The organism is Rahnella selenatireducens (genome assembly GCF_046449555.1).
Classification (GTDB): Bacteria; Pseudomonadota; Gammaproteobacteria; order Enterobacterales; family Enterobacteriaceae; genus Rahnella; species Rahnella selenatireducens.
The window spans coordinates 211,898-225,453 of record NZ_JBKEZJ010000003.1 but is presented as its reverse complement, the minus strand read 5'-3'; the positions used below and the strand labels follow the sequence as shown (position 1 = coordinate 225,453).

Here is a 13,556-nt window from a genome sequence, read left to right as displayed (position 1 = left end):
GCGCCAGCAATGACGGACTCCTCAGCCGTGGCGCAAAAATTTCTCCCCAACTTATCCACAAAACTGACCATTTTGTTCACTTGCCAAAGGGTCATTCAGTCACTATCTTGTCATCAGAAAATAACAAACCCACAATATATTGTGTTTATATCCTGACCAGCACACAAGGGACTCTTTGTGCTGTCGCGCGTGTTTTCACGGCCAGGTCAGACCCTTTATAAACCTTTAAGGTATCGCACCCAATGAACCAAAGTCTGCTTGTTACTAAACGTGATGGCCGCACAGAACGCATCAACCTTGATAAAATCCACCGTGTCATTGACTGGGCAGCGGAAGGTCTTCAAAACGTATCAGTTTCTCAAGTAGAACTTCGTTCACACATCCAGTTCTATGACGGGATTAAAACCGCTGATATTCATGAAACGATTATCAAAGCGGCTGCCGATCTGATCTCTAAAGATGCCCCGGATTACCAATATCTGGCTGCCCGCCTGGCGATTTTCCACCTGCGCAAAAAAGCCTACGGCCAGTTTGAACCGCCAAAACTGATCGACCAGGTCACCCGCATGGTTGAAATGGGTAAATACGACAAACATCTGCTGGAAGACTACACGGCTGAAGAGTTCGAGCAGATGGACAGTTTTATTGACCACTGGCGCGACATGAATTTCTCCTACGCAGCGGTTAAACAGCTCGAAGGGAAATACCTGGCGCAGAACCGTGTGACCGGCGATATCTACGAGAGCGCACAGTTCCTCTATATTCTGGTTGCCGCGTGCCTGTTCTCCGGCTACCCGCGTGAAACCCGTCTGGACTACATCAAACGTTTTTACGACGCGATTTCTACGTTCAAAATTTCCCTGCCTACGCCGATCATGTCTGGCGTGCGTACCCCAACCCGTCAGTTCAGCTCCTGCGTTCTGATTGAATGTGGCGACAGCCTGGATTCCATCAACGCGACGTCCAGCGCCATCGTTAAATACGTTTCCCAACGTGCCGGTATCGGCATCAACGCCGGTCGCATTCGTGCGCTGGGTAGCCCGATCCGTGGCGGTGAAGCGTTCCACACCGGTTGTATCCCATTCTATAAACACTTCCAGACTGCGGTGAAATCCTGCTCTCAGGGTGGCGTTCGTGGCGGCGCAGCGACGCTGTTCTACCCGATGTGGCATCTGGAAGTAGAAAGCCTGCTGGTACTGAAAAATAACCGTGGTGTTGAAGGCAACCGCGTCCGTCATATGGACTACGGCGTGCAGATCAACAAACTGATGTATCAGCGACTGGTGAAAGGCGGCGATATCACGCTGTTCAGCCCGTCCGACGTGCCTGGCCTGTACGACGCGTTCTTCGCCGATCAGGACGAGTTCGAGCGTCTGTATGAGAAATACGAGCAAGACAGCAACATCCGTAAGCAGAAAGTGAAAGCGGTTGAGCTGTTCTCACTGATGATGCAGGAACGTGCCTCTACCGGCCGTATTTACATTCAGCACGTTGACCACTGCAACACCCACAGCCCGTTTGATCCGTCTATCGCACCTGTTCGCCAGTCCAACCTGTGCCTGGAAATCGCGCTGCCAACCAAACCGCTTGACGACGTTAACGATGAAAACGGTGAGATTGCGTTGTGTACGCTGTCTGCCTTTAACCTCGGCGCGATTGAAAGCCTGGACGATCTGGAAGAGCTGGCGGTTCTGGCCGTTCGTGCGCTCGACGCCCTGCTCGATTATCAGGATTACCCGATCAAGGCCGCAAAACGCGGTGCGATGGGTCGCCGTACTCTGGGTATCGGCGTGATCAACTACGCTTACTATCTGGCGAAAAACGGTGTGCGTTATTCTGACGGCAGCGCCAACAACCTGACGCACAAAACGTTCGAAGCCATTCAGTATTACCTGCTGAAAGCCTCCAACGAACTGGCGAAAGAACAAGGTGCTTGCCAGTGGTTCAACGAAACTACTTACTCGCAAGGCATCATGCCGGTCGATACGTACAAGAAAGATCTTGATGCAATTTGCGACGAGCCGCTGCATTTGGACTGGGATTCCCTGCGTGAAAGCATCAAAACTCACGGCCTGCGTAACTCCACGCTGTCCGCGCTGATGCCTTCCGAGACGTCTTCGCAAATCTCCAATGCCACCAACGGCATCGAGCCACCGCGCGGTCACATCAGCATTAAAGCTTCGAAAGACGGAATCCTGCGTCAGGTTGTGCCTGAGTATGAGCGTCTGAAAGATCAGTACGAATTGCTGTGGGACATGCCAAACAACGACGGTTATCTGCAACTGGTTGGCGTGATGCAAAAATTCATCGACCAGGCGATTTCGTCGAACACCAACTACGACCCGTCGCGCTTCCCGAACAGCAAAGTGCCGATGAAACAGTTGTTGAAAGACCTGCTAACGGCCTACAAATTCGGCGTAAAAACGCTGTACTATCAGAACACCCGCGACGGTGCTGACGATGTGCAGGAAGACATGAAAGCGGAAGTGGCTGACGACTGCGAAAGCGGTGCCTGCAAAATCTAATCGTTTGTTTTGATTTATCATTTTAAACAAAGCCCCTTAACCGGGGCTTTTGTCCGAGGACAATATGGCTTATAGCACTTTCTCTCAGAACAAAAATAACCAACTGCTGGAACCGATGTTTTTCGGCCAGTCAGTCAACGTTGCCCGTTTCGATCAGCAGAAACATGAAATCTTTGAGAAGCTGATCGAAAAGCAGCTGTCCTTCTTCTGGCGTCCTGAAGAGATTGATGTGTCCCGCGACCGTATCGATTTTCAGGCCCTTCCGGATCACGAAAAACACATCTTCCTGAGCAACTTGAAATACCAGACGTTGCTCGATTCCATTCAGGGACGCAGCCCGAACGTGGCGCTGTTACCGCTGATCTCCATTCCTGAGCTGGAAACCTGGGTAGAAACCTGGGCGTTTTCCGAAACCATTCACTCCCGCTCTTATACGCACATCATCCGTAACATCGTGAACGATCCGGCGATTGTGTTTGACGATATCGTGACCAATGAAGAAATCCTCAAGCGCGCGAAAGACATCTCCGGTTACTACGACACGCTGATCGAAATGACCAGCTACTATCATCTGCTGGGTGAAGGCACGCATCAGGTAAACGGCAAAACCGTCGTGGTAAACCTGCGTGAACTTAAGAAAAAACTCTACATCTGTTTGATGAGCGTCAACGCGCTGGAAGCCGTGCGTTTCTACGTCAGCTTCGCCTGTTCCTTCGCCTTTGCGGAACGCGAGCTGATGGAAGGGAATGCGAAAATCATCAAGATGATCGCCCGCGACGAAGCGCTGCATCTGACCGGCACCCAGCACGCACTGAACCTGCTGCGTTCAGGTCAGGATGACCCGGAAATGGTTGAGATTGCCAAAGAGTGTGAGCAGGAATGCCATGATCTCTTCGTGCTGGCCGCGCAACAGGAAAAAGACTGGGCAGAATACCTGTTCAAAGACGGTTCCATGATCGGCCTGAACAAAGACATTCTGTGTCAGTACGTGGAATACATCACCAACATCCGCATGCAGGCTGTGGGCCTGACCGCACCATTCAAAACCCGCTCTAACCCGATCCCATGGATCAATGCGTGGCTGGTTTCTGACAACGTGCAGGTGGCTCCGCAGGAAGTGGAAGTCAGCTCCTATCTGGTGGGGCAGATTGACTCTGAAGTTCACGCCGACGATTTGAGTGATTTCGAGCTTTAAATGACGGACAGGACGATCACACTTTCAGCAAGCGGCCAGCAACTGGCCTGCAAATCCGGCCACCGGAATTTGCTGGAAGTGTTTGAGCATCATCAGGTTGAAGTGGAATATCAGTGCCGGGAAGGTTATTGCGGATCATGCCGCATGAAGCTCGTTCGCGGGACGGTTGAGTACAGTGAAAAACCGCTGGCGTTTGTGGCGGAAGGAGATGTCCTTCCATGCTGCTGCTTGCCGGTGGGGGATATTGAAGTTGAATTTTAGCGGGCTGCTGCCCGTACCCGCTGTTCAGATTGGCTTCCGGTTTAAATTCTAAATCAAAATCAAAATCAAGGTCGTGGGCATCGGCTCACACCGACCAAAGGGCGCGCGCGTTAACGCGCCCTTTGGGCCAGTTTGGGTGGCAACCCAAGGTCTTGATCTTAGCTTTGCAAAGCTAGACCTTCGCCACTCGATCCAACCACGGATAATCCGCCACCACTTCCCATCCGTTCAGATAACGCCTCAGCATATCCATCGCGACCATCGCCATCGTCTCCTGCCGTAACGTCAGACCATGCCGCGTGGCGGTATAACGAATCGTTAATCCGCTCGTACCGGACGGCGTATGCAAGGCAAGGCTAAGCTGATCGCCGGATATTGCGCCGACGGCCAGCGCGAGTTGTGCGCCGGTTTTTTCCGCCAGACCCTGTGCACGCGCCAGCAGGCATTCGAGGGATTTCTCCGGCGAAGCTTCTTCGCTGTGTGCCAGCAGTTCTCCTTCGGCCAGCGGAACGCCTGCGCTTTGCAGCCGCCAGTTCAGCAGGCCGCCGGTGAAACTTTCACTCACCGCAAGACGCAGGTTTTGTGCCAGAAGACGCTCAGCCAGACGATCCGGCAAACTCCCCAGACCTTCAAAAATTGTGCTCTCACCCGCCACTTCGCGGACGCGTTCGAAAGCTTTATGCATCGCCGCTTCCTGCGAACGCGGGCCGGTGACTTTCAGTTCGATAATCGGTGACGATGAGCGATAGCCCATTACCACACCTTCTGGAAGCTCGAGTTTATCCAGTTCGGTGGCGAGATCGCTTTCGCCACGTCCGAAAGTGGTCAGACGCAGACACAACGGTGCTTCGAGTGCGGGGAATTGTTTGTGAAGACGCGGCACAATTTGCTGTTCAACCATCACTTTGAATTCAGAAGGGACGCCCGGCGTGAAGAAAATCTGGCAGCGGTTGAGCCTGACGCTGAATCCGCAGGCCGTGCCGACCGGGTTATCCAGCAGTTCGGCATTGGCCGGGATCTGCGCCTGTTTGCGGTTGGATTCCGCCATCGGGCGGCCACGTTCGTTGAAGAATGCCTCCATGGTTTTGATCCAACCGGCATCTTCCACCAGCTCAACGCCGCAGGCTTTGGCGGCAGCCAGCGCACTCAGGTCATCCGTTGTCGGTCCTAAACCCCCGTTTACGATCAGCACATCGGCGATATGGCTGCGTTCTTTGAGAACGGCTACCAGCGCTTCCAGACTGTCGCCGACGGTTTCGCGGCTGGTCATCGGCAGACCCTGTTCGAACAGATAATTCGCCAGCCACGCGGAATTGGTATCCACAATCTGGCCGTGCAGCACTTCATCACCCGTACTCAGCATCTCAACCCTAAGCATCTCGTTCTCCTTCTGTTTTTTGTCACTCCACTGTAGAAAGGCTCAGGCCGAAACACAATTGCTAAAGCACAAAGTGAGAGTGCGGAAGTGAGCATCAAGACGAAAAAAAAGCCCGCTAAGCAGGCTTTATCAGGCGGTTCCTCGAAAGATGAAGAGGAATTAGAAATTAACAGCGCCGCCGAGATACGCGCCATCGGCTACGATGTTGTCTCGGTTGCCGTCTTTACCGTCCAGCGCCATATAACGGTAACCCACGCTCACGGTCACCAACGGAATCGCCGTCAGACGCACGCCCGCGTTGGCTTCTTTATAGTTGCCAATGCCGCTGGACAGTGAATCCGGAGAGTAATAGTAGTCGCCGTACAGGGTGAAGAGTTTAGCGATGGGTAATTGCAGACCGCCGCCAACTGCCGCTGCGTAACCTTCGTCGCCGTCTTTCGGGTTGGTGTAAAGCCCTTTACCGCCGACGGTGGCCATGAACGGACCCAACGGGATGTTGTAGCCCAGACCCAGACCCGCGACATCGCCATCGTCATCGTTATGCGTCCAGTCACCGCTTAACGCCAGACCCGGAGAAGTGGTGCCGAAGCCCGCGCCCAAATGAGTGTAATGCTCGCCAACTTCACCATTCACGCTGATTGCATTTGCAGAAGCAGCCGCGAACATCAGGCTGGCAGCAATACCAGCGACAAGAAACTTTTTCATTATTTATCCTAAATAATTGCTAAACGACAATAATTCTTCCGCGTGAAGTCTAAAGCAATTCACTCAGTTGTAACAACTTTTTGGAACTTTAAAACATTCGCTAAAAGGCGGTAAATTGTAAGAAACATCGATTTCATTCATGAAACGATGATTTGTTATTGGAATGATAACTCCAGCCAATTTGCCCCTGATCAATATAGGGTTTATTACTAATGGGTAACCTGAATTTCGCTTAGGAAAGCACCCCTCAGACATGGAATGTAAAAAGGCTTACTACACACCTTTTGTCCCACACCCGTTTTAAAACTGGAAGGAATTGTCATGACGAAGAAAGGATTAACAACAGCCGCTGGCGCACCCGTCGTCGATAATAACAATGTCATCACCGCTGGCCGACGTGGCCCGCTGCTTTTGCAGGATGTCTGGTTTCTTGAGAAATTAGCCCACTTCGACCGCGAAGTGATCCCTGAGCGTCGCATGCATGCAAAAGGTTCCGGCGCGCATGGGACGTTCACCGTGACGCACGATATTACGCAATACACCCGCGCGAAAATCTTCTCCGAAATCGGCAAGCAAACCGACATGTTTATCCGTTTCTCTACCGTGGCCGGTGAACGCGGCGCGGCGGATGCGGAACGTGACATTCGTGGTTTCTCCATGAAGTTTTACACCGAAGAAGGCAACTGGGATTTGGTCGGTAATAACACACCGGTGTTTTACCTGCGTGACCCGCTGAAATTCCCGGATCTGAACCACGTCGTGAAACGCGACCCGCGCACTAACCTGCGTAACCCGGCGTATAAATGGGATTTCTTCTCGCACCTGCCGGAAGCGCTGCATCAGTTGACGATCGACGTCAGTGACCGCGGTCTGCCAACGTCTTACCGTCACATTCACGGTTTCGGCAGCCACACGTTCAGTTTTATCAATGCAGAAAACGAGCGTTTCTGGGTGAAATTCCATTTCCGCTGCCAGCAGGGTATTGAAAACCTGATGGACGATGAAGCCGAAAAGCTGGTCGGCACCGACCGCGAAAGTTCACAGCGTGATCTGTATGACGCCATTGAACGCGGCGATTTCCCGCGCTGGAAACTGTTCGTGCAAATCATGCCGGAAGCGGAAGCCTCCCAACTGCCGTACAACCCGTTTGACCTGACCAAAGTCTGGTTGCACAGCGATTACCCGCTGATTGAAGTCGGTGAATTCGAGCTGAACCGTAATCCGGAAAACTACTTTGCCGACGTTGAGCAGGTGGCGATGAGCCCGGCGAACGTGGTGCCGGGCATCGGCTTCTCGCCGGACAGAATGTTGCAGGGCCGCCTGTTCTCTTACGGCGACGCGCATCGTTATCGTCTGGGCGTGAACCATCATCAGATCCCGGTGAACGCACCGAAATGCCCGTTCCACAATTATCACCGCGACGGCGCAATGCGCGTTGACGGCAACAGCGGCAACGGCGTGACGTATGAGCCGAACAGCGCAGGTTTATTCCAGGAACAGCCTGATTACAGCGAACCACCGCTGACGATTGAAGGCGCGGCAGACCACTGGAACCACCACGAAGATAACGATTACTACACGCAGCCGCGCCTGCTGTTCAACCTGCTTGGCGCCGAAGAACATCAGCGTATGTTTGCGCGCATCGCGGGTGAACTCAAACATGCATCGCCTGAAACGCAACAACGCCAGCTCGACCTGTTCTACAATGTCGATCCGGCGTATGGCGCAGGCGTTGAAGAAGCACTAAAAGCCTGATCCGATTTACACCTTAAGCACTGATAAGGGCCGCGCGATGCGGCCCTTTTTACGTCTACGCGTTCAGCGTTTCAACCCACTGCCGGATGCGCAGCCGGGAGATTTTGATACCACCCTGCGCCAGCGTTTCGGGCAGCGCGTGATACGCCACCGGCAATTGGAAATGCGGCAATTTCCGGCTCAGCCAGAGATTCAGTTCCGCATAAACCAGCCCGGCCTGTGCGTCGAGAACCGCCACCGGACGATGTCCGAACTGTTCATCAGCCACGGGAACCACAAAAGCCTGCGAAACCTGAGGATGGCTGACCAGCACCTTTTCGATATCTTCCGGCTGAATGCCTTCGCCACCGCTGAAAAACAGATTATCCAGACGCCCTGCAATAAACAGCTCTTCGCCCTGCCATTCGCCGCGATCACGAGTATGCAGCCAGCCATCGCCATCCGTCAGCGGCATCAGATCACCGTTTTTCCAGTAACCGGCCGCCAGACTGTCGGCACGGATCAGGATTTCTTCGTCAGCAATACGGACGTCTTTTCCAGCCAGCGGCATGCCCACGCCCGCCGACGCATCAGCGCGTTTGGCCGTCACCGTGGACGCCGTTTCCGTCATACCGTAACCGCACCAGCACTGAACGCCAGCCTTTTCGGCCTGCGTGGTCAGCTCCAGCGGGATTTGCGCACCGCCGAGCAGTACGTGTCGCAGGGACGCCGGGAATGCCGGTTGTTGCAGTAAACGCCAGAGCTGCGTCGGTACCAGTGACGCGTGGCTGCATTCCGTCAGCGCGGCCGCGATATTTTTATCCGCAGCCAGCACCAGCGTGGCACCGGCGGTAAGCCATCGCCAGATAATCCCCTGCCCCGAAACATGAAACTGCGGCAGCGAAAGCAGCCAGCTATCGTTGTGCGTAAACGGAATCAGACCCAGAACGCCGCGCGCACTGGCAAGATGAGCAGAAAGGGTATGCGCCGCGGCTTTCGGCAACCCGCTGGAACCGGAAGTGAGCGTCATTGTCGCAATGCGCTCCGGCTGCCATGAAACGCAGCTGACGGAAAACGCGTTACGCAAATTCAGCAACGTCTGGCTCAGGGACAGCGGCTTTCCAGTCAGATCGAGAACAAAACGGATGTCGAGCTGAGGTAATAATTCTTCGCAAAGACTCTGCGGCAACTGCGGATTCAGCGGCAGTAAACGCGCGCCAGCCTGCAACAGCGCCAGATAACTGAGCAGCGCATCCAGACTGTTTTTACTGCGCAGCACAACACCCGCGCCTTCACTGACGCCTTGTTGAATAAATCCGGCGGCCAGTGAATCGACACGATGTTGTAAATCACGCCAGCACCAGGTGATATCCCCGGCTTTCAGCGCCACGGCAAACGGTGAACGTTTTGCCCATTCACGCCACGGCCAGTCGTTGATCATTGGCTCTGCCATACCCTGTCCAGTTGAGAAACATCCATCAGCGGCAGTGCGGAACCCGGCCATTGCCGGACCAGCTGTGCCTGCATCAGATCCAGCGTATCAAGCCCCGGCACGGCATCCGGCGTCAGCCATTGCGCGATACGCGCCAGCTGCGTCAGCCCGAGGCTGGATTCAATTGATGAACTGATGACCGCTTCCAGACCCGCCGAGTGGGCCTGCGCAATCAGCTGGCGGCAGCGCAACAAGGTTCCCGTCAGCGTAGGTTTGATGATGATCGCCGCCAGACCGGGTTCGGCCTGAACGGTAAAACCAGGTTCGCGCACGCTTTCGTCCCAGGCAATGTTGATGCCAGTGGTACGTGAAAAGTCGCGGGATTGTTCACGTGTCAGGCAGGGTTCTTCGATAAACGCGATACGCGAACGCAGCTCTTGTGCGACGTGACGGGCAAACCCTTCGGCTTTGACCGGCGTCCAGCTGCGGTTAGCGTCGAGGCGTAAACGTAGCTCCGGCAAAGCTTCCAGCAACATGCTGACATTCAGCCCGTCGCCTACCGATTCATACAAACCGACTTTCACTTTGGCGACTTTCTTGCCAAATAAATCACCCGGCAGTTCACCCAGACGCGCATAGAGTTCATTCGGATCGCCATGACACAGCGGCGCACAGCGCAAACTCATGACTTCCGGCAAGTCACCGCGCAATTCCGCGTCGGCGCAACTGAGGCCAAACGCCACGGAAGGCAAACTGCTGAACGCTGAGGCCACCGCCCTCAGCGAGGCGCCCTGCACCCACTGGCTCAGTCCGTGCTGAACGGCGTCCTGCGCCTGCGGCAACGCTTCCTGACTAAAACCGGGCAGCGGCGCAATTTCGCCCCAACCGATTTTATCGTCCTGCCACAGTGATACCAGCAAACCATCACGCGTTTTCAGACGCTGATTGCGCAGCACCACGCCCGCCTCCATCGGCAGGCTATACCGGTACACCGTGGCGCGGCGCATTACGGATTACGCTTAAATTTGCTGAAGTCCGGCTGGCGTTTTTCGTTAAACGCGTTGCGGCCTTCCTGACCTTCGTCGGTCATGTAGAACAGCATGGTGGCGTTACCCGCCAGTTCCTGCAACCCGGCCTGACCGTCGCAGTCTGCATTGAGTGCAGCTTTCAGGCAACGCAGCGCCATCGGGCTGTTTTCCAGCATTTCACGGCACCAGCGCACGGTTTCTTTTTCCAGATCGGCCAGCGGAACCACGGTGTTGACCAGACCCATTTCCAGCGCGGCTTTGGCGTCGTACTGACGGCACAGGAACCAGATTTCGCGGGCTTTTTTCTGACCCACGATACGCGCCATGTAAGAAGCCCCCCAGCCGCCGTCGAAGGAACCGACTTTCGGTCCGGTCTGACCGAAGATGGCGTTATCCGCAGCAATCGTCAGATCGCACATCATATGCAGAACGTGTCCGCCGCCGATGGAGAAACCGGCCACCATCGCCACAACAGGTTTCGGGCAGGTACGGATCTGACGCTGGAAATCCAGCACGTTCAGATGGTGCACGCCGCTGGCATCCTGATAGCCGCCGTAATCGCCGCGGACTTTCTGATCGCCGCCTGCGCAGAAGGCTTTCTCGCCTTCGCCGGTCAGTACGATCACGCCAATGCCTTCGTCGTTGCGGGCATCATCAAGCGCACGGATCATTTCTTTCACGGTCAGCGGGCGAAACGCATTACGCACCTGCGGGCGGTTGATGGTGATTTTAGCAATGCCGTCGATCGATTTGTGATAGCGGATATCTTCGAATTCGCCGGTACAGTCTCGCCATTCAACCGGCGCATAGAGTTCTTTTTCATCAGGATAAATCATGCTCAACTTCCTTTAAGACAGGTGAATTAATGAACGCCAGCGCCTGACGGGCAAATTCCGTCGGATTGTCACGATGGGCGTTATGCCCGGCATTGGCGACGGTGCGCAGTTCGAAACCGGACTGCTGTGCGAGATGGATAAATTTGGTGTCGGCACTGCCACACAGCCATGCCAGCGGGCGGGGAAGCAGATGCAAATCCGGACGCAAATCCGGCTGCACCGATAGCGACGTGGCAGCCAGCATCGCGGCAACGGCGCGGGGATTATTGCTTTCGCGCAATAACACCAGCTGTGCGCGCTGTTCGTCCGTCAGGCCGGAAAACACCGGCTGCTGATACCAGCTGGCGAGTGTCTGCGGCCAGGACGCTTGCGTGAAACGGGCAGCCCATTGCTGATCGTGATGACGGCGCTGCGCGCGCTCAGCCTGACAGGTCAGCCCGGGATGGGCGCCTTCCACCAGCACGCCCTGCAAGCCGGATGTATCACCGTGACAGGCGTGATACAGGCTGATGCGGCCGCCCAGTGAGTAACCGATCAGCCAGTAAGACGTAATGCCTTGCTCATGCAACGTATCAGTCAGCAACTGGCTGACGTCGGCGAAACCGGCGGAGGTAATATCGGCGGAATGTCCGTGCCCCGGCAAATCCACCCGTAAGCACGACCATCCGGTCAGTGAAGGTAACAGCGGCTGCCAGTCTTCAGCGCTGCCTAACAGGCCGTGGAGAAAGACCAGCCACGGACGCCCTTCGGCTTCGCCACTGAGTCGCGTGCAGGCCAGCGTCATGATGCGCTGACCTCTCTGACTAAATCACGCAGACACTCCGCGCCTTCCGTTTCACTGACTTTCAGCTCGATAAGTTTTACCCCGCCCTGCTGCCAGCATTGGCTGACGGTGTCGCGCAACTCGCTCATGGAATCCGGGCAGGCGTAGTCCAGACCAAACATCGCAGCCGCGTGGCTGAATTCGACATTCTGCGGCATGCAGTAGAAACGCTGACGCTCGGCTTCCGGCGTCGGCAACAAAGAGAAAATCTGCCCACCGTTGTTATTCACCACAATGATGACCGTCGGGGCGGAACACTGACGCATCAGCGCCAGTGCATTTAAATCGTAAAGTGCGGAGATATCTCCGAGAAGCACCAGCGTGGGTTTGCAGGTTGCGCGCTGTACACCGGCGGCGGTCGAGAGCAGGCCGTCAATTCCGCTGGCGCCGCGATTGGCGAAGACCGGATAACCGGCGGGCAACTGCGCGAAAGCGTCCACGAGGCGGACAATCAGGCTGTTGCCGAGGAAGAGCTGGCCATGTTCCGGCAATAAAGCCGGTAACAGCCACGCCGCTGCGGCCTCGCCAAAGGTACCTTCCAGACAATTTTCTACGGCGTTTAACGCGCGCTGAGAACAATGCTCCAGTTCTTCCGCCCAGTCTGGCTGAGGCTGCGCAGGATGCGCCTGCAACCAGCCAGCCACGTCGGCCTGAATGCGACGGCCACGGTGCTGCGCCGGATCCTGTCTGCCCGGCAAGGCGTCGATCAGCCAATATTCATCCGGCTGGCACGCGGCCTGCCATTGCAGTAACCGTTTCCCCGTCAACCCGCCGCCAAACTGAATCACCAGTTGCGAACGCGCCAATACTGCCTGCGCCTGCGGCGATGCCAGCCACAAGTCTGCGCACGGCAGCGGATTGCCGGTTGACGCCTGAACGTCACTGATCAGCGGCCAGCCGAGTTGTTCAGCCCACTGCGCCAGCAACTCACTTTCGCGGGCAGAAATGCGTCCGGCGATGATCACGCCGCGTTTTTGCCGCCATGAAAACCAGTCAGGCTGCACTGCCAGATGCTGTACCAGCGAATAAGACAGCCACGGCTGATTTCCCTGCCACCAGTCACCCAGCGTTTGCAGCCAGTCCTGATGCTCACCGTTATCTTCGCCATAAAGCGGCTCAGCAAACGGACAATTGACATGTAGAGCGCCGTGCGTTTGCTGAGCCAGTGCGTTATCGAGTGCCGACACCAGCCAGCGGGCACTGATTTCCGGCGTCGGGCGCGGCAAATCCAGCGTTTCAACGGGATGGCTGGCAAACATGCCGGTCTGGCGGATGGCCTGATTCGCGCCGCAGTCGATGAGCTCTGCCGGACGATCGGCACTGAGCAACACCAGTTTTTCACCGGTCAGCCCGGCTTCAATCAGCGCAGGATAGAGATTCGCCACGGCGGTGCCGGACGTCACGATCACCGCCACACGTTGCCCACTGGCTTTTGCCAGACCGAGCGCCAGGTGGCCGAGACCGCGTTCATCAAAATGGGTATGGCTGATAAGGTGCGAATGCGCCGCGGCCGCAAGGGTCAGCGGCGTGGAACGGGAGCCGGGGGCGATACAGACGTGCTGCACCTGATGGCGGGTCAGTGTTTCAAGGATCAGCGTCGCCCAGCGACGGTTAAAGACGGCAACAGACATGATGAACT

11 protein-coding genes are annotated in these 13,556 nt (G+C 55.7%); 4 read left to right on the top strand and 7 right to left on the bottom strand.

Annotation, left to right across the window (positions count from 1 at the left end):
• Window positions 1-242: 242 nt before the first annotated feature.
• From nrdA to yfaE, 3 genes are all read left to right on the top strand, one after another.
• Window positions 243-2,525: a class 1a ribonucleoside-diphosphate reductase subunit alpha gene (nrdA, locus tag ACLBVC_RS06865; RefSeq protein WP_410149011.1), complete on the top strand. Its 2,283-nt coding sequence runs from the start codon at window positions 243-245 to the stop codon at window positions 2,523-2,525.
• Between the two features lie 64 nt (window positions 2,526-2,589).
• Window positions 2,590-3,720: a class Ia ribonucleoside-diphosphate reductase subunit beta gene (nrdB, locus tag ACLBVC_RS06860; RefSeq protein ID WP_104921292.1), complete on the top strand. Its 1,131-nt coding sequence runs from the start codon at window positions 2,590-2,592 to the stop codon at window positions 3,718-3,720.
• Window positions 3,721-3,981: a class I ribonucleotide reductase maintenance protein YfaE gene (gene yfaE, locus ACLBVC_RS06855; protein WP_101076085.1), complete on the top strand. Its 261-nt coding sequence runs from the start codon at window positions 3,721-3,723 to the stop codon at window positions 3,979-3,981.
• Window positions 3,982-4,153: 172 nt separating this feature from the next.
• Here yfaE and ACLBVC_RS06850 read toward each other — a convergent pair whose 3' ends face one another.
• The gene (locus ACLBVC_RS06850) at window positions 4,154-5,359 is read right to left on the bottom strand and encodes a nicotinamide mononucleotide deamidase-related protein YfaY (RefSeq protein ID WP_410149010.1); all 1,206 of its coding nucleotides are present in this window, start codon (window positions 5,357-5,359) and stop codon (window positions 4,154-4,156) included.
• 159 nt (window positions 5,360-5,518) lie between these two features.
• Window positions 5,519-6,064 (bottom strand): YfaZ family outer membrane protein, encoded by a 546-nt coding sequence (locus ACLBVC_RS06845; RefSeq protein WP_410149009.1) that lies wholly within the window; start codon window positions 6,062-6,064, stop codon window positions 5,519-5,521.
• A gap of 321 nt (window positions 6,065-6,385) precedes the next feature.
• On the opposite strand from ACLBVC_RS06845, the gene ACLBVC_RS06840 reads away from it, so the two are divergent.
• Window positions 6,386-7,819 carry a catalase gene (locus ACLBVC_RS06840; protein WP_410149008.1) on the top strand — a complete coding sequence of 478 codons (1,434 nt, stop codon included), beginning with the start codon at window positions 6,386-6,388 and terminating at the stop codon, window positions 7,817-7,819.
• Window positions 7,820-7,874: 55 nt separating this feature from the next.
• On the opposite strand, the gene menE is transcribed toward ACLBVC_RS06840, so the two are convergent.
• The 5 genes from menE to menD are packed head-to-tail and all read right to left on the bottom strand — an operon-like array spanning window position 7,875 to window position 13,548.
• On the bottom strand, window positions 7,875-9,251 hold the full coding sequence (gene menE, locus ACLBVC_RS06835; RefSeq protein WP_410149007.1) for an o-succinylbenzoate--CoA ligase: 1,377 nt from the start codon (window positions 9,249-9,251) through the stop codon (window positions 7,875-7,877).
• The gene (gene menC / locus ACLBVC_RS06830) at window positions 9,236-10,237 is read right to left on the bottom strand and encodes an o-succinylbenzoate synthase (RefSeq protein ID WP_410149006.1); all 1,002 of its coding nucleotides are present in this window, start codon (window positions 10,235-10,237) and stop codon (window positions 9,236-9,238) included. Before menC ends, menE begins: the two co-directional genes overlap by 16 nt.
• Window positions 10,237-11,094, bottom strand: coding sequence for a 1,4-dihydroxy-2-naphthoyl-CoA synthase (gene menB / locus ACLBVC_RS06825; RefSeq protein ID WP_410149005.1), 858 nt, complete (start codon window positions 11,092-11,094; stop codon window positions 10,237-10,239). The genes menC and menB overlap by 1 nt, the downstream gene beginning before the upstream one ends.
• Complete coding sequence (gene menH, locus ACLBVC_RS06820) at window positions 11,081-11,878, bottom strand: 2-succinyl-6-hydroxy-2,4-cyclohexadiene-1-carboxylate synthase (protein ID WP_410149004.1); 798 nt, start codon at window positions 11,876-11,878, stop codon at window positions 11,081-11,083. The genes menB and menH overlap by 14 nt, the downstream gene beginning before the upstream one ends.
• Window positions 11,875-13,548, bottom strand: coding sequence for a 2-succinyl-5-enolpyruvyl-6-hydroxy-3-cyclohexene-1-carboxylic-acid synthase (gene menD, locus ACLBVC_RS06815; protein WP_410149003.1), 1,674 nt, complete (start codon window positions 13,546-13,548; stop codon window positions 11,875-11,877). Before menD ends, menH begins: the two co-directional genes overlap by 4 nt.
• Window positions 13,549-13,556 lie beyond the last annotated feature (8 nt).